The organism is Galactobacter valiniphilus (assembly GCF_003575975.1).
Classification (GTDB): domain Bacteria; phylum Actinomycetota; class Actinomycetes; order Actinomycetales; family Micrococcaceae; genus Galactobacter; species Galactobacter valiniphilus.
In genome coordinates this window covers 22399-40773 of sequence record NZ_QQXK01000012.1, presented here as the reverse complement: position 1 = coordinate 40773, position 18375 = coordinate 22399, and the positions used below count along the sequence as shown (strand labels likewise).

The 18375-nt window shown below is 69.6% G+C and carries 15 protein-coding genes, 1 tRNA gene and 1 riboswitch; of the genes, 7 read left to right on the top strand and 9 right to left on the bottom strand.

Annotated features, from left to right (window positions below; translation table 11 throughout):
* Positions 1-54: 54 nt before the first annotated feature.
* The gene (locus DWB68_RS07460; protein ID WP_147391617.1) at positions 55-3375 is read left to right on the top strand and encodes a DEAD/DEAH box helicase; all 3321 of its coding nucleotides are present in this window, start codon (positions 55-57) and stop codon (positions 3373-3375) included.
* Between the two features lie 217 nt (positions 3376-3592).
* On the opposite strand, the gene sucD is transcribed toward DWB68_RS07460, so the two are convergent.
* The 3 genes from sucD to DWB68_RS07445 all read right to left on the bottom strand — a co-directional run bounded on the left by sucD (position 3593) and on the right by DWB68_RS07445 (position 8331).
* Positions 3593-4492: a succinate--CoA ligase subunit alpha gene (gene sucD, locus DWB68_RS07455; protein ID WP_119424515.1), complete on the bottom strand. Its 900-nt coding sequence runs from the start codon at positions 4490-4492 to the stop codon at positions 3593-3595.
* A gap of 16 nt (positions 4493-4508) precedes the next feature.
* Positions 4509-5675, bottom strand: coding sequence for an ADP-forming succinate--CoA ligase subunit beta (sucC, locus tag DWB68_RS07450; protein WP_119424514.1), 1167 nt, complete (start codon positions 5673-5675; stop codon positions 4509-4511).
* 199 nt (positions 5676-5874) lie between these two features.
* A complete protein-coding gene (locus tag DWB68_RS07445; RefSeq protein ID WP_407645672.1) occupies positions 5875-8331 on the bottom strand; it encodes a UvrD-helicase domain-containing protein in 2457 nt (818 codons plus the stop codon).
* 35 nt (positions 8332-8366) lie between these two features.
* Between DWB68_RS07445 and DWB68_RS07440 the strand changes: the two genes are divergently transcribed.
* Both DWB68_RS07440 and DWB68_RS07435 read left to right on the top strand, forming a co-directional pair.
* On the top strand, positions 8367-9002 hold the full coding sequence (locus DWB68_RS07440) for a hypothetical protein (RefSeq protein WP_119424512.1): 636 nt from the start codon (positions 8367-8369) through the stop codon (positions 9000-9002).
* Between the two features lie 35 nt (positions 9003-9037).
* Positions 9038-9114, top strand: a tRNA-Arg gene (locus tag DWB68_RS07435).
* Between the two features lie 340 nt (positions 9115-9454).
* Here DWB68_RS07435 and DWB68_RS07430 read toward each other — a convergent pair.
* Positions 9455-10687 carry an ROK family transcriptional regulator gene (locus tag DWB68_RS07430; protein WP_119424511.1) on the bottom strand — a complete coding sequence of 411 codons (1233 nt, stop codon included), beginning with the start codon at positions 10685-10687 and terminating at the stop codon, positions 9455-9457.
* 122 nt (positions 10688-10809) lie between these two features.
* Here DWB68_RS07430 and DWB68_RS07425 point away from each other — a divergent pair, with 122 nt between their 5' ends.
* The gene (locus tag DWB68_RS07425) at positions 10810-11217 is read left to right on the top strand and encodes an NUDIX hydrolase (protein WP_119424510.1); all 408 of its coding nucleotides are present in this window, start codon (positions 10810-10812) and stop codon (positions 11215-11217) included.
* 15 nt (positions 11218-11232) lie between these two features.
* Here the strand turns inward: DWB68_RS07425 and DWB68_RS07420 are convergent, their stop codons facing one another.
* From DWB68_RS07420 to DWB68_RS07405, 4 genes are all read right to left on the bottom strand, one after another.
* Positions 11233-11736 carry an HNH endonuclease gene (locus tag DWB68_RS07420; protein ID WP_119424509.1) on the bottom strand — a complete coding sequence of 168 codons (504 nt, stop codon included), beginning with the start codon at positions 11734-11736 and terminating at the stop codon, positions 11233-11235.
* 218 nt (positions 11737-11954) lie between these two features.
* Positions 11955-12875 carry a C40 family peptidase gene (locus tag DWB68_RS07415; RefSeq protein WP_119424508.1) on the bottom strand — a complete coding sequence of 307 codons (921 nt, stop codon included), beginning with the start codon at positions 12873-12875 and terminating at the stop codon, positions 11955-11957.
* A gap of 6 nt (positions 12876-12881) precedes the next feature.
* Positions 12882-13021, bottom strand: a riboswitch (cyclic di-AMP (ydaO/yuaA leader).
* Between the two features lie 129 nt (positions 13022-13150).
* Complete coding sequence (locus DWB68_RS07410) at positions 13151-14197, bottom strand: M23 family metallopeptidase (protein WP_119424507.1); 1047 nt, start codon at positions 14195-14197, stop codon at positions 13151-13153.
* A 162-nt stretch (positions 14198-14359) separates the two neighbouring features.
* Positions 14360-15052, bottom strand: coding sequence for a metal-dependent transcriptional regulator (locus DWB68_RS07405; RefSeq protein WP_119424560.1), 693 nt, complete (start codon positions 15050-15052; stop codon positions 14360-14362).
* Between the two features lie 211 nt (positions 15053-15263).
* On the opposite strand from DWB68_RS07405, the gene serC reads away from it, so the two are divergent.
* On the top strand, positions 15264-16388 hold the full coding sequence (gene serC / locus DWB68_RS07400) for a phosphoserine transaminase (protein WP_233548669.1): 1125 nt from the start codon (positions 15264-15266) through the stop codon (positions 16386-16388).
* 98 nt (positions 16389-16486) lie between these two features.
* On the opposite strand, the gene DWB68_RS07395 is transcribed toward serC, so the two are convergent.
* Positions 16487-17077 (bottom strand): DUF3027 domain-containing protein, encoded by a 591-nt coding sequence (locus DWB68_RS07395; RefSeq protein ID WP_119424506.1) that lies wholly within the window; start codon positions 17075-17077, stop codon positions 16487-16489.
* 175 nt (positions 17078-17252) lie between these two features.
* On the opposite strand from DWB68_RS07395, the gene DWB68_RS07390 reads away from it, so the two are divergent.
* Both DWB68_RS07390 and DWB68_RS07385 read left to right on the top strand, forming a co-directional pair.
* Positions 17253-17507: a hypothetical protein gene (locus tag DWB68_RS07390; protein ID WP_119424505.1), complete on the top strand. Its 255-nt coding sequence runs from the start codon at positions 17253-17255 to the stop codon at positions 17505-17507.
* Positions 17508-17650: 143 nt separating this feature from the next.
* Positions 17651-18358: a response regulator transcription factor gene (locus DWB68_RS07385; protein ID WP_119424504.1), complete on the top strand. Its 708-nt coding sequence runs from the start codon at positions 17651-17653 to the stop codon at positions 18356-18358.
* Positions 18359-18375 lie beyond the last annotated feature (17 nt).

Here is an 18375-nt window from a genome sequence, read left to right as displayed (position 1 = left end):
AAGCGCCACGGAATGATTTCCCCTGCGCCCCCTCCTGATGGAAAAATGGGGACGATGTCTTCTTCCGCGCCTTTCCCCATGATCGATGCCCGCGAAGTCCTCCGAAAGGTGGGCGGCGGGTCCTTTGCCCGCGGCCAAACCCTCGTGACGCCGGAGCTCATTTCCACGCTCGACTGGGACGGCACCGCGCTGAGCGCACGGGTCGCGGAGGGCGGCGTGGAGCACGCCTGCTCCGTTGACCTCGCCGAGGAGAAGGGCGCCTGGGTCGTCCAGGACTCCGCCTGCGCCACGGACCCCGAGGGCGCGTGCCTGCACTGCGCCGCGCTCCTCATCGCGTCGAACAAGCGCCACCGCCAGGAGGCGGACGAGGCCGCGGCCACCGCCGCGAACGCCCCCGTCAAGGACTCCGGCTGGAAGCAGACCTTTGAGCGCGTCCTCGAGGCCGGCCGCGGCCCGCGCGGGGCCGAGGCGCCGCCGAAGTACCAGCCCATGGCCCTGCAGTTCGAGCTGCAGGACACGCGCGATGGCTCGCGCCGCCAGTACGTGCCCGGCCAGGGCGCCACGCACGCCCGCGGCGTCCGCGGCCGCTGGCAGCTCGCCGTGCGCCCCATGGTTCTCAACGCCGAGGACCGCTGGGTCCGCGGCAACCTGCGCTGGAACACCATCTCCTTCAAGACCTACGGCCTGGCGCTCGACCCCGAGCAGCACCGCTGGTTCTGCCAGTTCGTGCCGCTCTACCGCGCCAACGGCGAGCTGTACTTCGGCGAGGACAACGACTGGCTGCTGCTGGATGACTTCTCCTCCGCCCTGATCTGGCCGCTCCTGCGCGAGGCCGACAAGCTCGGCATCTCCCTCATCGGCAGCGGCGAGGTCGCCGGGATCGAGCTGCAAGAGAGCGCGTCCGTGGGCCTCGAGGCCCGCCGCGAGGGCGAGGGCGACCTCATCCTCGAGCCCGTGCTGCACCTGGGCGAGCGCCGCCTCGTCATGGACGACGCCGAGCCCCTCGGCACCGTGGGCCGCCACGGCGCGTACGCCATGGCGCCGGACGGCCGCACGCTGCAGCTGGCCCCCACCGAGACCCGCATCGACGAGCCGGCCCGCCACCTCGTGGTCCGCCCGCAGGTCGTGACGGTCCCGGCCGAGCAGATCCGCGACTTCTTCTCCGGCGTCTTCTCCCGCCTGGCCCGTCGCGTCTCGCTCACGAGCCCCGACGGCTCCGTGGAGCTGCCGGTCATCCAGCCGCCGGTCATGAAGGTGACCACGCAGTTCCGCCCCGACGACATCGTGGCCCTGAGCTTCGACATCGACTACGGACCCGACGGCATCGATCCCGACGCGCGCGACCGCGCCGCCGAGGACGCCGTGGAGCAGTCGGTTCTGGCCGTCCTGGCCAAGTCCCCCGCGCTGGACGGCCGCGAGCTGGCCCCGCGCGTGCTGCAGGGCCTGGACACGGTGGACTTTGTCCGCCGCACCCTCCCGGCCCTCGAGGCCCTCGCCGATGTGCGCATCGAGGAGGTCGGAACCCGCCCGGCCTACCGCGAGCTCACGGAGGCCCCCGAGCTCACCGTCACCACGGTGGAGTCGGAGAAGCACGACTGGTTCGACCTGGGCCTGATCATCACGGTCGGCGGTCGCCAGATCCCCTACGCCGACATCCTGCGCGCCCTGTCCCAGGGCCAGACCCGCCTGCTCATGAGCGACAAGACCTACGTGTCGCTGGAGCAGCCGCTCTTCGAGAAGCTGCGCGCCCTCGTCACCGAGGCCAGCCAGCTCACCGACTCCAAAAAGGACCCGCTGCGCATCACGCGCTACCAGGTCTCCCTCTGGGAGGAGCTCGAGTCGCTCGCGACCACGGTGGAGGGCCCGGACTCCTGGCACGCCGCCATCTCCGGCCTGGCCAACCTGGGCCAGGGCCTAGAGGTGGATCTTCCCAGCTCGGTCGACGCGACCTTGCGCCCCTACCAGCTCGAGGGCTTCCGCTGGCTTGCCTCGCTGTGGCAGCAGGGCCTCGGCGGCATCCTCGCCGATGACATGGGTCTCGGTAAGACACTCCAGATGATCGCGCTCCTGGCGCACATGAAGCAGGAGTGGGACACCCCAGCCAAGCGCAACCTCTCGGTCGCGGCCGGCGGCCCTGGCCCCGTGCTCGTCGTCGCACCCACCTCGGTGGTGCCCAACTGGCTCGCCGAGATCAAGCGCTTCTCGCCGAACATCAACGCCATGGCCATCCGCGACACGCAGGCCAAGGCCAAGGCCCCGCTGCACGAGACGCTGGAGGGCGTCGACGTGGTCGTCACGTCCTACACGCTCTTCCGCCTCGACGCCGACGCCTACCAGAGCGCCGATTGGGCCGCCCTGGTCCTGGACGAGGCCCAGTTCGTGAAGAACAAGGCGACCAAGGCCCACCACACGGCCCGCGATCTGCGCGCCCGCGTCAAGCTGGCCATCACGGGTACCCCCATGGAGAACAACCTCATGGAGCTGTGGGCCCTGTTGGCCATCACCTCCCCCGGCCTGTTCCCCTCGTCCACCAAGTACGCCGAGCAGTACTCGCGGCCCATCGAGCGCGGCGAGGCCACCACGGAGCTGGAGCGCCTGCGCAAGCGCGTGCGGCCCTTCATGCTGCGCCGCACCAAGGACGCCGTGGTCACCGACCTGCCCTCGAAGCAGGAGCAGGTGCTCAAGGTGGAGCTCTCCGAGAAGCACCGCAAGATCTACGACACGCACCTGCAGCACGAACGTCAGAAGGTCCTGCGCCTCGTGGAGGACATGGACCGCAACCGCTTCACGATCTTCCAGTCGCTGACGCTGCTGCGCCTCCTGGCCCTGGACGCCGCCCTCGTGGACGACGAGTACACCAAGGTCGGCTCCGCCAAGCTGGACGTCCTCCAGGAGCACCTCGAGGCGCTGCTGCCCGAGGGCCACCGCGCCCTCGTGTTCAGCCAGTTCACTTCCTTCCTGCGCAAGGCCGCAGAGCGCCTCGACGCCTCCGGCATCAAGTACGCCTACCTCGACGGCTCCACGCGCCGCCGCGAGGACGCCATCAACGAGTTCAAGGAGGGTGACGCCCCCGTCTTCCTCATCTCGCTGAAGGCCGGCGGCTTCGGCCTGAACCTGACGGAGGCCGACTACTGCTTCCTGCTTGACCCGTGGTGGAACCCCGCCGCCGAGGCCCAGGCCGTCGACCGCGCCCACCGCATCGGCCAGACCCGCAACGTCATGGTCTACCGCCTCGTCTCCGAGGGGACCATCGAGGAAAAGGTCGTGGCCCTGCAGGACGCCAAGCGCGAGCTCATCTCCTCCGTCATGGACGGCGGCGATGGCTTCGGCTCGGCCCTCACGGCCGAGGACATCAGGGACCTGCTCTCCGACTGAGTCTCACCCAACCAACGCACGACGCCGCGTGGCCGGGGACGGCGGCGTCGGCCCGTGGGTGCCCCCGCGAGTTTGCGTGCCTTGCGCGGTTCTCCGGTCTTCTTCACGGCGCAAGGCACGCAAAGTCTGGTCGGCGCTCCACGTCGGGCACGCGAAAGGGCCCCGCCCCTCCCCCAAACGGGGAGGAACGGGGCCCTTCAGCGTGATCCAGACAGGTTCAGGCGGGGTAGACCTCGCGCAGCAGGCGGGCGGCCTCGGACGGCGTCTTGCCGACCTTGACGCCGGCGGCCTCGAGGGCCTCCTTCTTGGCCTGGGCGGTGCCCGAGGAGCCGGAGACGATGGCGCCGGCGTGGCCCATGGTCTTGCCCTCCGGGGCGGTGAAGCCGGCCACGTAGCCGACGACCGGCTTCGTGACATGATCCTTGATGTACGCCGCGGCGCGCTCCTCGGCGTCGCCGCCGATCTCGCCGATCATGACGATCGCCTTGGTCTCCGGATCGTTCTCGAAGGCCTCGAGGGCGTCGATGTGCGTGGTGCCGATGACCGGGTCGCCGCCGATGCCGATGGCGGTGGAGAAGCCCAGATCGCGCAGCTCGTACATCATCTGGTAGGTCAGCGTGCCCGACTTGGAGACCAGGCCGACGCCACCCTTGCCGGTGATGTTCGCGGGGGTGATGCCCACGAGCGACTCGCCGGGGGTGATGATGCCCGGGCAGTTGGGGCCGATGATGCGGGTGACCGGCTTGCCGTCGGCGCCCAGCTTCTTCAGGGAGAGGTTGTAGAACTCGGCGGAGTCCTGCACCGGCACGCCCTCGGTGATGACCACGAGCAGGCCGATGCCGGCCTCGATGGCCTCGACGGCGGCGTCCTTGGTGAAGGCCGGCGGCACGAAGGCGATCGAGACGTCGGCGCCGGTCTCGGCCATGGCTTCGGCCACGGTGCCGTACACCTTGATGTCGCGACCCTCGTGGGAGACCACCTGGCCGGCCTTGCGGGCGTTCACGCCGCCCACGATGTTGGTGCCAGCGGCCAGCATGCGCTGGGTGTGCTTGGCACCCTCAGAGCCGGTGATGCCCTGAACGATGACCTTGGAATCCTTGTTGATGAAGATAGACATAGTTTCTTCGGTCCTCTCAGGCGTTGGCCAGCTGGGCGGCCTTGTCGGCGCCTTCGTCCATGGTATCGGCCATGTGCACGAGCGGGTGGTTGGCATCGGCGAGGATCTGGCGACCCTCGACGACGTTGTTGCCGTCCAGACGCACCACGAGCGGCTTGGTGGCCTTCTCGCCCAGGATCTCCAGGGCCTGCACGATGCCGGTGGCGACGGCGTCGCACGCGGTGATGCCGCCGAAGACGTTCACGAACACGGACTTGACCTGCTCGTCGCCCAGGATGACGTCGAGGCCGTTGGCCATGACCTCGGCCGAGGCACCGCCGCCGATGTCCAGGAAGTTGGCGGGCTTCACGTTGCCGTGGTTCTCGCCGGCGTAGGCCACGACGTCCAGCGTGGACATGACGAGACCGGCGCCGTTGCCGATGATGCCGACCTGGCCATCGAGCTTGACGTAGTTCAGGCCGGAGGCCTTGGCCTTGGCCTCGAGCGGGTTCTCGGTGGCCTTGTCCTCGAGCTCTTCGTGCTCGTGGTGGCGGACCTCGGAGGCGTTGTCGTCCAGGGAGACCTTGCCGTCCAGGGCAACGATGTCGCCGGCGCCCGTGGCGACCAGCGGGTTGACCTCGACCAGGGTGGCGTCCTCGTTCTTGAAGACGTCCCACAGCTTCAGGATGACGGCGGCGACCTTGGGGGCCTTCTCGGCGTCGAAGCCGGCGGCGGCGACGATCTCGTCGGCCTTGGCGGCGTCGATGCCCACGGTCGGGTCAACGGCAACGCGGGCCAGCGCCTCGGGGCGCTCCACGGCGAGGACCTCGATCTCCATGCCGCCCTCAACGGAGCACATGGCGAGGTAGTTGCGGTTCGCGCGGTCCAGCAGCACGGAGAAGTAGAACTCCTCGGCGATGTCGGCACCCTGGGCGATCATGACGGTGTTGACCGTGTGGCCCTTGATGTCCATGCCCAGGATCTGCTCGGCGTACGAGTACGCCTCGTCCGGGGTCTTGGCGACCTTCACGCCGCCGGCCTTGCCGCGGCCGCCGACCTTGACCTGAGCCTTGACGACAACGACGCCGCCGATCTTCTCAGCAGCCGCCTTGGCCTCGTCCGGGGTGGTCGCAACGATGCCGGCCAGCACGGGGACGCCGTGCTTCTCGAACATGTCGCGTGCCTGGTACTCATACAGGTCCACGGTTGTGTCCTCTTCCTGAAGAAGTCATGGATGCACCGGCCTCGCATGAAGCGCTCCCTTGCGCTGGGTGCTTCACACCTGGTCGGCGTTGGGGCCCGAGGGCCCCACGGCGCGCATGACGCCATCTAGCAGACTAGCGCGCATTGTCCCGATCACCCAGTTCGACAACGCGTAGAGAAAAGCCTGTGACGGCGCTCACTTACGCCTTGCTCAGCGGCGCGTAGCGCAGCAGGAGGCGCTTCTCCCCCACGCTGTCGAACACCACCTTGGCCACGGTCTTGGGACCGGTGCCCTCGGTGCTCATCACGACGCCGTCGCCGAAGGTCGTGTGGTTGACCTTGTCGCCGGCCGCGAGGACCAGGATTTCGCCGTCGCCCTGGGGCGCAGCGCCCGACGCCGCGCGGCTGGCCTGGCGGGCTGCAGCCCGTTCGCTGGGCGAGGTGATGAGCCGGTGCGGCGCGGGATCGCCCGACCGGCGGGCGCTGGAACCGGCCCCGGGAACCGCCCAGGAGGGCGAGTTGGAGCCCCAGCTGGAGCCACGGTCGTAGCGGCTGTTCGCCCAGCCGCCGTTGCCGGCGCCGCCAAAGCCCACGGGGGTACGGGTGCTTCCCTCGCGCTCCCAGCGCACCAGCTCGGCCGGGATCTCCTCGAGGAACTGGCTCGCCGGGTTGTACTGGGACTGCCCCCACAGGGAACGGTATTCGGCGCGCGAGAGGTAGAGGCGCTTGCGGGCGCGGGTCAGGCCCACATAGGCCAGGCGGCGTTCCTCGGCGAGCTCGCTCGGGTCCGTGATCGAGCGCTGGTGCGGGAAGATCCCGTGCTCCATGCCCGTCAGGAAGACCACGGGGAACTCGAGGCCCTTGGCGGTGTGCAGCGTCATGAGCGTGACCTGGCCCTCGCGGGCGGCCATGTCGATGCCCTCGGCGTCCTCCGGCGCGTCCGGGATCTGGTCGGCGTCGGCGACGAGCGAGACCTGCTCGAGGAAGGCGGCCAGGCCCTCCTCCGGGTGGTCCTTCACGAAGTCGCGGACCACGGCCACGAGCTCGGCGAGGTTTTCCACGCGGGACTCGTCCTGCGGGTCGGAGGAGAGGCGCAGCGTCTGCAGGTAGCCGGTCTGCTCCAGGACGGCCTCGAGGGCCGCCACGGGACCGGAGCCCTCCGCCACGGTGGAGAGGTCGTCGATGAGCTTCACGAAGCCCGTCACGGAGTTCAGGGAGCGCGTGGCGATGCCCGGGGCGTTTTCAGCGCGGCGCAGCGCCTCCATGAAGGGGATGCGCTCGCGCTCGGCGAGGGCCGCCACGGCGCCCTCCGCGCGATCGCCGATGCCGCGCTTGGGCTCGTTGAGGACGCGGCGCACCGAGATGTCGTCGTCCGGGTTCACGAGGATGCGCAGGTACGCGATGGCGTCCTTGATCTCCTTGCGGTCGTAGAAGCGCGTTCCGCCGACCACCTTGTAGCGCAGGTCAACGCGCATGAGCTGCTCCTCGAGGGAGCGCGACTGCGCGTTGGTGCGGTAGAAGATCGCGACGTCGCCGGGGCGGATGCCCTCGTCGTCCTGCAGGCGCAGGATCTCGTCGGCGATCCACTTGGCCTCGGCCTGCTCCGACTCGGCGACGTATCCCGTGATGAGCTCGCCGTCGCCCTCGGCCGTCCACAGGCGCTTGGCCGGGCGGTCGGGGTTGTTGGAGATCACGGCGTTGGCGGCGGAGAGGATGCGCTGCGTGGAGCGATAGTTCTGCTCCAGCTTGATGGTGGTGGCCTCGGGGTAGTCCTTCTCGAACTCCACGATGTTGCGGATGTCGGCGCCACGGAAGGCGTAGATGGACTGGTCGGAGTCGCCCACCACGGTGAGCTCGCCGGGGGGCGTGTGACCGTCCGGGCCCGTGAGCTCGCGGACCAGCGCGTACTGCGCGTGGTTGGTGTCCTGGTACTCGTCAACCATGACGTGGCGGAAGCGCCGGCGGTAATCGTCCGCCACGGCGGGGAAGGCGCGGAAGAGGTAGACCACCTGGGCGATGAGGTCGTCGAAGTCCATGGCGTTGGCCTGGCGCAGGCGCTGCGTGTAGCCCGAGTAGACCTGGGCCACGGCGCGCGCGAAGGGGTCGTTGTCCGAGACCGTCGCAGCGTAGTCCTCGGCGTCGATGAGATCGTTCTTGAGGGCCGAGATCTTGTTCAGCAGGGCCTTGGGGGCAAAGCGCTTGGGGTCCAGCTCGAGGCCCTTGGCCACGAGTGTGGCCAGGCGCAGGGAATCCGCCGAGTCGTAGATCGAGAAGGAGGATTTCAGGCCGACGGCGGAGGCCTCGCGGCGCAGGATGCGCACGGCCGAGGAGTGGAAGGTGGAAACCCACATGCGATCCGCGACGGGGCCGACGAGGCCCTGCAGGCGCTCGCGCATCTCCGCGGCGGCCTTGTTCGTGAAGGTGATGGCCAGGATCTCTCCCGGGCGGGCGCGGCCCGTGGCGAGCAGATGCGCGATGCGGTGCGTCAGCACGCGCGTCTTGCCGGAGCCGGCGCCGGCCACGATGAGCAGCGGGGAGCCCGCATGCTCCACTGCCTGCTTCTGCTGAGGGTTCAGCCCTGCCACCAGTTCCTGCGCGGTGGGCAGCTGGCGGGGGGACGGGGTATCGGCGAAGAGAGCATCCATGGCACCGACCATTCTAGGCGCGGCCCCCGTCGGCGATAATGGGAAGCATGTCCTCCAAGCGCTCGCGCAACAAACGCCCCCAGGGCTCCCCCGTCCCCCGCCCGGTTCAGCCCGCGGCCCAGCCGGAAAGCGAGCCGCAGGGCAACCCCGCGATCCTCGTGGCCGTGCTCATCGTCTTCACGCTCTTCATGGGCTGGTATTACCACCTGTCCGTGCTGGGACAGATGAAGGATCTCGTGGGCGGCGTGACCATGCTGGATCACCGCCCCTTCGGCTACTCGGGCGCCGACGTGGACGCCCTGCGCTCGGTCATGACGGGCGACGACCGCGGGCAGCTCTCGTGGGTACACAAGACCGCCGGCACCATCTTCACGGCGCTCATCTCGCTCGTGGCCGTGGTCTCCGTGGGGCTGTACGCCCCCAAGACGGCCTGGCGCCGCCTGCTCTTCATCCCGCCCGCGCTGTTCCTGGTGGTGGGCATCGCCCAGAACATCGTGGTGGACGAGCTGCTCGGCCGCCAGGACAACGGCCTGCTCGGCGCCGCCAATGTGCTCACGATCGCCTCGTGGATCCTGCTCGTCGCGTGCGTCCTCATGACCATCGCGGTGCTCGTGACCGCCTTCATCCGCGAATTCCTGCGCCGCTGGCGCGACCCGTCCTTGCAGCAGTCCGGCGGCCGCTAGGATGGTTCCCGGTGCGGTTCTCCGCACCGCGGTTCGCCTCTGTAGCTCAGTAGGATAGAGCGGCCCTCTCCTAAAGGGCAGGTCATCGGTTCGATTCCGGTCAGGGGCACCACGCGTGCGCAGCGCACGCCAACAACGACAACAAACACCAGGGCGGTCGGCTGACACAGCCGACCGCCCTGGTGTTTTTCCTGCGGGCATCCCCGCCACGTAAGCGGTCGCCGGCCCGGCCTTCGGGAGCTCCCTCGCCCCGAGACCGAACCGGCGACCAACGCGAGGTGTCCCCCCGGTCAAAGCCACCGCCGTTCCCCCACCGACGCGAAGGGGCTCTTGCAAGCTCTCAATCTCGTGCGATGGGCGGCCGCTCGCCGCACTCTCACGAAAGGTATGTCAACGCATCCAGTGATACTTTGTCAAATGAGAGGCGAAAAGACGTTGCACTAGGGCTGCGGTCAGCGCAGGAGAAGTCCGCTCGTCTTGGGTGCAAGCAGGTCCTCGAGCACCACGCAGGCCCCCCCGATGGCGGCGATCCAGCCGCCCAGCTCGGAGCTCGTCACGACCACGTCGCGCGGCAGAGTACCACGGAAATTCAGGTTGATGTGCTCGGTCACGGTGCCCTCGGCGAAGCCACGGAGCACCTCCCAGAGCGGCCCGCAGATGACCACCTGGTCCACGTCAAGCAGGCTCGCAATGTGTCCCACGGCCAGCGAAACATGGGCGGCCAGTTCCCGCGCCACCTCGCTCGCCGCAACGTTGCCATGGGCGGCTTCCGCCATCACCTGCGTTGCCGCGGCGATGTGCTCGCTGAGCGGCCTCCCGCTCACATCGGGCACATCGATGCCGGCCTCCCGGCCGCGACGCACAATGGTGTCGAAGTTGAGATTCACCGCGAGGCAGTCGTGGCGGCCACACACCGAGCACACTTCGGGCACCACGCTGCCAGAAAGCACGTGCCCTAGCTCGCCGGCGTTGCCGGTCTGGCCGGCCAGCACCGAACCACCCAGCACGAGGCCGGCGCCGACACCGGTGCCGACGTAGACGCTCACGAAATCGGCGAGGGTCTGACCCGCTCCGACCCACACCTCGGCGGTCGCCGCCGCGACGGTGTCCTTGGCCAGCAGCACCTCGAGCCCGAGCGCCTCGCGCAGCGGCTCCACGAGCGCCACCTCGTTCCAGCCGGTCAGCAGCGGCGGCTGGACCAGTCGCCCGCCCTCCACGTCCACCGGGCCGGGCGCGGCGATCCCGACGCCCACGACGTTCTCACGCTGGTAGCCGCTGGCCGCGATGAGTGCGTTGACCTCGGCCACCATGGCGTCCAGGGTCTCCTGCGGGCTCGCGGCCCCTGGCAACGGCGCCCTGTGGCGCTCCAGGATGTTGCCGCGCAGATCCACGATGACGTACGTCAGCACCGAGGGATCGAGGTGAATGCCGACGCTGACGAGGCGATCAGGCACCAGTTCAACGAGGGTTCGCGGCTTGCCCGGACCAGAGATCACGGTTCCGGCCTCGCGGACCCACTGCCCATCCAGCAGGCGGCGGACAACATTCGAGATGGTCTGAGGGGACAGCCCGGTCGAGGCCGCCAGTTCCACTCGGGACACTCCATCGCTGGCGCGCCGAATGGATTCCAGCACGACCGCCTGGTTGTAACCGCCCAGCCGGCCGAGGTTGGTGCCTCGTTGCATGTGTTCTCACTCTCACGGGTTCGGCGCGCCTAAACTCGTCCGCCCGGCGGTGACAGGGAAGCCGGGTGAGAGACGGGGAGCTCGCGCAGAAGGATCGACGCCCTCGATGCTAGCGTGAGAGTGTGTCCGATCACCTCAACATTGCCGCTGTCCGCATCACCGATTCGGAAGGGCGCCTCCTCGCCGTGCGCAAGGCGGGCACCCAGCGGTGGATGCAACCCGGCGGCAAGCTTGAGCCGGGCGAGGCTCCCCTTCAAGCCGCCTTGCGCGAGCTGAGCGAGGAACTCGGCGTCGAGTGGGCGCCCGGGCGCCTCAGCTCCCTGGGTGTGTGGGAGGGGCCCGCGGCCAACGAGGCAGACACCACGCTCACGGCTCACCTCTTTGCCGCGAGCTGGGATGCAGAGCACGACGGCGACGGCACGGTGGGTGCCGAGCTTGCCGAGGGCGCGTGGCTGGTCCCGGCCGAGGCCGTCCTCCGCGACGATCTAGCACCGTTGCTGCGCGAACGCATCCTGCCCACGCTGCTCTAGGCGCTCCCGGCCGCTTCAGGCGGCGACGCCGCCCAGGTAAGCAAGCCACGCGTCGTCGGGCGCCGAGGAACCATCCCACAGCCCGGGCCGCACGCTCCACGCGGGCTCCCGCGGCGTGCGATCAAGCCGCCACCCCAGCTCCTCGAGGAGACGATCGGCCTTGAGGTGATTGCAGCGCCGGCAGCAGGCCACGAGGTTGGCCCACGAGGACCCGCCCCCGCGCGAACGCGGCACCACGTGATCGATCGTGTCGGCCTCCGCCTGGCAATACGCGCAGCGGTAGGCGTCCCTGCGCAACACCGCACGGCGAGAGACCGGGCCCGGGCGGCGCACCACGGGGCGCACATAGCGGTCGAGCAGGATGACGCTGGGCCGGTCCAGCTTGGTGCCGGGGGAACGCAGCGGATCCGCGGAGACCTCCAGCACCGTGGCGCGGGCGCGCATCACCAGAACCACTGCGCGTCGGTCGCTGACCACGGCAAGCGGTTCGAATCCGGCATTCAGGACGAGTGTTCGCATCGCGGTCCTCGGGTTCCATCTGGCACGCCAGCCGGGCTGCCCGGCCTCGTCCAGACTACGGGCAGCCGGCGCTCTTGGGGAGACCCAGGCCACGGGGCACGCTGCCGCGGGGCGAGCCGACGCCGCGCGGACACCCGGAGTTCACCCGGGCCTACAACGCACGAGGACCCGCCCAAAGGGCGGGTCCTCGTGGAAGTGTTCACGCTAGGTAAGGCGGCTCAGCCGACCCAGGTGTAGTAGCCGTTGAACGTGTCGTACGTGCTACCCAGGTTACGGAACGCCGTGCCGGAGCTGGGGTTCTGCGCACCGATGTACTTGCCGCCGCCCAGGTAGATGGCGATGTGGCCACCGTTGCGCTGGATGATGATGTCGCCCGGCTTGGGGTTGTTCGTCTTCACGAACTGACCGCCGGTCCAGATGCCGCGCGCGGTGCGGGCGGAGATGTTCATGCCGTGCTGCGCGTAGACGTAGCGGACGAAGCCGGAGCAGTCCCAGCCGGACGGGGTGTTGCCGCCGAGGACGTACGGGGCGCCCTTGTATGAGGCGGCCGTGGCAGCGACGCTGGAGCCCTTGGGGTTGCTCGAGGTGGCGCCGTCGTCCTCGGAGGAGGAGGCCTTCTTCGCCGTGCTCGAGGAGGAAGAAGAGGAAGAAGACGAGGAGCTGGAGGAGCTCGACGAGTTCGAGGACGAGCCGGAGGTGCGCGAGGACGTCGAGGTGGAGGACGTCGACGTCGAGGTGGAGGACGTCGACTCGGAGGCGGCCGGGGCATCGGCGGTCAGGGTGACGGCGGAGGCGGCGGGGGCCTCGACGACGTCGGCGGCCGGAGCGGCCTTGACCTTGACGAGCGGCATGGTGGCCTTGAGGGCCTTGGCGCTCACCTTGGCGGCAACGACCTGCGTGGCCGAGACGCGCTGGATGTCCAGGGCGGCGGTGTTGTTGTCAGCTTTGGCTGCGGGCTCGGCCGGGGCCACTGCGGCGCCGGAGACACCCAGGGTGACCACGAGGCCACCGGCTGCGGCGATGACGGCCGCCTGGCGGGTCACGGTGCCGGCATTGGTGGCGACGGCCTTGGACAGCACCTCGAGCGAACCCGTGGTCTGTGCCGCACGGTGGCGTGCGGTTTCCTGACGCTTGGTCACGATGGTTGTACCTCTCCCTGTGCCTACGAGGTGAGCTGTCGGATTCGGGAGGGAGTCTCCCGGCAACCGCGTGGTTGCTTAACCCCAAGGACCCGGTTTCCCGGGACCGATGTTGGGTCCCCCGCCACTGCCAGCGATGTTGTGAATGACCGCTTCCGGTGGCAGTGCTCGGCTTGCCGGAGGCGGGTGCCCCTCCCGGTGGGGAGGGGCACTAGATAACAGTAACGTATCGGCGCCGCGATTGTCACGTTCAGATCACGGACGCCGGAAGAATCTCACACCCAGTCGGCGGGGTTGACCGGCTTGTCGTCGATGTACACCTCAAAGTGCAGGTGGCAGCCGGTCGAATTGCCCGTGGTGCCGGAGAGCGAGACGACGTCTCCGCGGGAGAGCTTGTCGCCCACCTTCACCTTGAGCTCGGAGTTGTGGTTGTACGTGGTCTTCAGGCCGTTGCCGTGATCCACGGTCACCCGCAGTCCGGAGTGGCCGGCGCTTTCGGCCTGGACCACGGTGCCCGCGGCGGCCACGTGGACCTCGGTGCCGCACTGGATGCCGTAGTCCATGCCGATGTGACCCACCGTGCCGCCGCCGCCCCACGGATCGGGGCGGGCGCCGAACGGCGAGGTGATGCGCACGGTGGAGAGCGGCTGGCTCAGGAGGCCATCCTTCTGCTCCGCGGTCAACTTGCTGAAGTCGCCGCCCGTGGACTTGGCGAGCGCCTCCATGGCGCCCTCCTCGCCCAGCTCGGCCTTGACGGTGGCGAGGGAGGTGACGGCCTTGCCCGTGGGGGCAACGACGTCCTTGGCAACGATCTTGGTGCTGGCGGCCAGGTCGGCGTCCAGGGCCTGCGCCTGCTCCGGCTTGCTCGCGGTGGCCTGCGGCACCACGGCGGCGGCGATGAGACCGGTCGCGGCGGCAGCGGCGGCGGCCTGATGCGGGAGTGTGGCGACGAAGCGGTTGCGCTTGCGCACGGGCGCCAGTTCGCGGGCCTCGCGGCGCGTGCGCGGGCCCACCGTGGCGACACGAGCGGCCGGCGCGGAGGAGCGCGTGGCGCGCTCGGCGGCGAGCAGCTGGCGGCGACTGGGGGCCACGGCCACGGGCTCGGCGATCGCCGGGATGGTGGGGTTCTGCTCCAGGAGTGCAGCGCCCAGCGCACGCGCCTCGGCGAGCTCGGCCACGCGGCGGCTCAACTCAAGGGCGTTTGCGGGCTCGGCATGACGCCCCTGACCGGAGAAACGGCGCGGCAGCTCCAGCTGCGCGGCGCTCGGCGCCGCGTGCTCGGCGAGCGCGCGCCGACGCCCGGAGTTCTTCGAATCGACCACGGGGGTCCTTCCAGAGGGGGATGTCTTGGGGGTTTTAGGTCACGGAATGGTGACGACAACCGGGTCTACCCTAGCAATGTCTCGAGCAAGATAACAATCAGGTCTCGGGAAGCTGGGCAAAACCGTGGAAGGTGAGGGGAAACCCGACCCCTCCTGGGTGTCCTAGAGCACGGCCACGAACAGGTGGGCGCTCACCTCGGGCGGCAGCTCGAGCGCGCCCTCGACGCCCTCGACGCGAACCACCGCGTACTCGCCCTGCATCTCCGCCGTGATCCGGGCGCCGGGGCGAATACCGCCCTCGCTGAGCTGGGCCAGCAGCTCGGGATCCACCTGGATGGTCTCGGCCAGCCGTTCGATCGTCATGGCGGCGGGCGCCTCGTCGCGCAACACCGCCTCGAGCGAGCGGACCCCTGAACCGAAGGAGCTCACGGCGTTGCCGCCGAAGGCCTCGAGTCCCGGGATGGGGTTGCCGTACGGCGACTCCTCGGGACGGCCGAGCAGCTCGAAAAGCCGGCGCTCCACGCGCTCGCTCATGACGTGCTCCCAGCGGCACGCCTCCTCGTGGACGTACTCCCAGTCGAGCCGGATGACGTCGGCGAGCAGGCGCTCGGCGAGGCGGTGCTTGCGCATCACCTCGGTGGCCCTGCGGCGCCCCAGCTCGGTGAGCTCGAGGTGCCGGTCCTCGCTGACCACCAGGAGGCCATCGCGTTCCATGCGCGCCACCGTCTGCGACACCGTGGGGCCGGAGTGACCGAGGCGCTCGGCGATGCGAGCGCGCAGGGCCACGATGCCCTCCTCCTCCAGCTCCAGAACGGTGCGGAGGTACATCTCGGTGGTGTCGATGAGGTCGGACACGCGCGCGGCTCCTTCAGGCTGGGCTTGGGTGCGACGGCCGGGGCATTGGCCACCATCCACCTTAGCCCTTCCTCACCTCCCGTGGTCCGGCGCCGGGCCGCGGTCACATAAGGTGCGACGATGCGGCGCCTTGGCACCTCGTGCGCCACCATGGAAAGGGCTCCACACAGCCAGCGGGGCCAGAACCAGCGCACTTCATAGGAGTACTCCCGTGCCCGAGCAGCCCACCATCCCCACCGACCTCCTCCCGAAGGACGGACGCTTCGGTGCCGGCCCGTCCAAGGTCCGCGACGAGCAGGTCCAGGCGATCGTCGCCGCTGGCGCTTCCCTGCTGGGCACCTCGCACCGCCAGGCCCCCGTCAAGAACCTCGTGAAGGCCACGCAGGAGGGCCTCGCCGAACTCTTCAAGGCCCCCGAGGGCTACGAGGTCGTCATGGGCGTCGGCGGTTCCACCGCGTTCTGGGACGCCGCCGCCTTCGGCCTCGTGCAGAACAAGGCCCAGCACCTCTCCTTCGGCGAGTTCGGTTCCAAGTTCGCCAAGGCGACCGACAAGGCCCCGTTCCTGGCCGCGTCCGAGATCGTCTCCGCCGAGCCCGGCACCCGCCCGGCCCCGCACGCCACCGAGGGTGTGGACGTGTACGCGTGGCCGCACAACGAGACCTCCACCGGCGTGTTTGCCCCCGTGCAGCGCGTGGCCGGCGCCGACGATGACGCGCTGGTCCTCGTCGACGCCACCTCCGGCGCGGGCGGCCTGCCCGTGGACGTCTCCCAGTCCGATGTCTACTACTTCGGCCCCCAGAAGAACTTCGCCTCCGACGGCGGCCTGTGGATCGGCCTCTTCTCCCCCGCCGCGCTGGAGCGCGTGGAGCGCATCGCGTCCTCCGATCGCTGGATCCCGGACTTCCTGAACCTGAAGACCGCCGTGGACAACTCGGTCAAGAACCAGACCTACAACACGCCCTCGCTCACGACCCTCGTGACCCTGGAGAACCAGGTCCGCTGGATGAACGAGAACGGTGGCCTCGATTGGGCCACCGCCCGCACCGCGGATTCCTCCTCGCGCCTGTACCAGTGGGCCGAGGCGCACCCGCTGGCCAAGCCCTTCGTCTCCAACCCGGACGAGCGCTCGCAGGTCATCTGCACCATCGACTTCGACGAGTCAGTGGACGCCGAGCAGATCGCCAAGGCCCTGCGCGCCAACGGCATCGTTGACACGGAGCCCTACCGCAAGCTGGGCCGCAACCAGCTACGCATCGCGACCTTCGTGAGCATCGATCCCGAGGACGTCACCGCCCTGACGCGCTGCATCGATCACGTGCTCGGCGAGCTCGCCTGATCCTCGTCCGCGCAACGCAGGAGGGGCCAGCCCGGCGGGCTGGCCCCTCCTGCGTTGCGGGGTGGCGGGGCCGGTGGCCCGGCGCCGGGGTGAGTTCCTTAGGAACGACGACGACGGCGGCGACGGCGCGGGGCACGCGCGGCGGGTGCCCCGTCGGCTTCCTCGTCCGAGGCCTCGTCGTCAGACGCAGCATCGTCCGCCCCGTCCGAGGCGTCGTCCTCCGGCTCGGCGGCGCCGGCCGCCGGCTCGTCCTGCTGGGCGTCCTCGGCCGCGCTAGCGGCCGTGTCGTCCGTCTCCCCGGCCGCCGCCTCGGCGACGTTCTCGCCCGGCTCAGCCGCCGCGTCGTCGGGCGTGGCCTCGCCCCGGGCCGAGGCCAACTCGGCGGCGCTCATGCGCTCGGACCACGGCACCCAATCGGGCGAGAGCAGCGCGTCGGGCCCCGGCAGCAGCCCGGACTCACACACCGTGACGACCTTGGATCGGGAGGCGCGGCCCAACGTCACGTACCACTCCCAGCCGCGGTAGCCCGTCACGCTCGCCTCGAAGCGATGCGTCACGAGGCGATCGGCATCGGCCGTGGCACCGAGGTGTTCGCCGACGGAACCGGCGGGAACGAGCGGGATGAGCGCCTCGTGCGCCTCGCGCACCGCCTCGGCCAGCTGGGTGTCCAGCTTGATTGCGCGTGCCATGCTCTTGGCCACTCCTGTCGTGTCATGCTGCGGCGCCGCGCCGCGACCTGCATGGCCCGGGGCGCCCGGAAAACGGCCGCTGACGGCCGCGAGTCTTCCCCCAGCGTACCGCCAGGGTGCCCGGCGGGCCCGACATGCACTGCTGGCGCCCTCAAAAGACGCCTAAACTGTTCCCGTGGCTCAGCAGCAAGCAACCCAGTCCGGCGGCGCCGTCCGCGGCACCCTCCTCGTGGTGACCGTGGCCGCGATGATCGTGTCCCTCCTGTCCCTCGTGGCGATCCTCGTCGAGTACTTCTCCGACATCGCCGTGTGGCCCCCGTTCATGGCCGTGGGGCTGTGGGGCCTGCCGCTGGCCTTCATCGGTCTCGTCTCTCTCCTCCTCGTGGCCGTCCGGGACCGCCGTCGCTCGGACCGCGCAGCCGGCCTGTAGCCCCGAGCCCCTCAGCGTTTGAGGCCCGGCACCCCGCCCACGGGGTGCCGGGCCTCTCCCGTAGAAAACCCTTCCCGCTCCCGTGCGCCGGGCGTACAGTGATCGCCCAGGGAACTCCCAGTTCGACTGCCAAGGATGAAGCCATGAATGCCCAGCAGCCCGAGGCCAAGTTGCTCGTTGTCGACGACGAGCCGAACATCCGTGAACTGCTCTCCACGTCCCTGCGCTTCGCAGGCTTCGACGTGACCGCCGCCGCCAACGGACGCGAGGCCCTCGCCGCCGTCGAGCGCGACGAACCGGACCTCGCCGTGCTCGACGTGATGCTCCCCGATATGGACGGCTTCACCATCACGCGCCGCCTGCGCGCGGCCGGCCGGCACTTCCCCGTGGTCTTCCTGACCGCCCGCGACGACACCCAAGACAAGGTCCAGGGCCTGACCGTCGGCGGCGACGACTACGTCACCAAGCCCTTCAGCCTCGACGAGGTGGTGGCCCGCATCCGCGCCGTGCTGCGCCGCACCCAACCGGACGAGGAGAACGCCCTCCTGGTGGTCGATGACCTGCAGATGGACGACGACGCGCACGAGGTCCGCCGGGCGGGCGAGGTCATCGACCTCTCCCCCACCGAGTTCAAGCTCCTGCGCTACCTCATGATGAACCCCAACCGCGTGCTCTCGAAGGCCCAGATCCTGGACCACGTGTGGGAGTACGACTTCAACGGCGACGCCTCGATCGTGGAGTCCTACATCTCCTATCTGCGCCGCAAGATCGACTCCCGCGATGAGTGGGAGCCGATGATCCAGACCAAGCGCGGCGTGGGCTACCTCCTGCGCACGGCCGACCGCCGCTGAGCCGCACAGCCCCTCAG

Excerpts from the sequence above, each read along its gene's own strand:
- DWB68_RS07440 (WP_119424512.1), top strand. The coding sequence starts at position 8,367 with ATGTCCTCCAAGCGCTCGCGCAACAAACGCCCCCAGGGCTCCCCCGTC.
- DWB68_RS07460 (WP_147391617.1), top strand. The coding sequence starts at position 55 with ATGTCTTCTTCCGCGCCTTTCCCCATGATCGATGCCCGCGAAGTCCTC.
- sucD (WP_119424515.1), bottom strand. The coding sequence starts at position 4,492 with ATGTCTATCTTCATCAACAAGGATTCCAAGGTCATCGTTCAGGGCATC.
- DWB68_RS07445 (WP_407645672.1), bottom strand. The coding sequence starts at position 8,331 with ATGGTCGGTGCCATGGATGCTCTCTTCGCCGATACCCCGTCCCCCCGC.
- DWB68_RS07395 (WP_119424506.1), bottom strand. The coding sequence starts at position 17,077 with ATGGCACGCGCAATCAAGCTGGACACCCAGCTGGCCGAGGCGGTGCGC.
- DWB68_RS07420 (WP_119424509.1), bottom strand. The coding sequence starts at position 11,736 with ATGCGAACACTCGTCCTGAATGCCGGATTCGAACCGCTTGCCGTGGTC.
- DWB68_RS07385 (WP_119424504.1), top strand. The coding sequence starts at position 17,651 with ATGAATGCCCAGCAGCCCGAGGCCAAGTTGCTCGTTGTCGACGACGAG.
- DWB68_RS07430 (WP_119424511.1), bottom strand. The coding sequence starts at position 10,687 with ATGCAACGAGGCACCAACCTCGGCCGGCTGGGCGGTTACAACCAGGCG.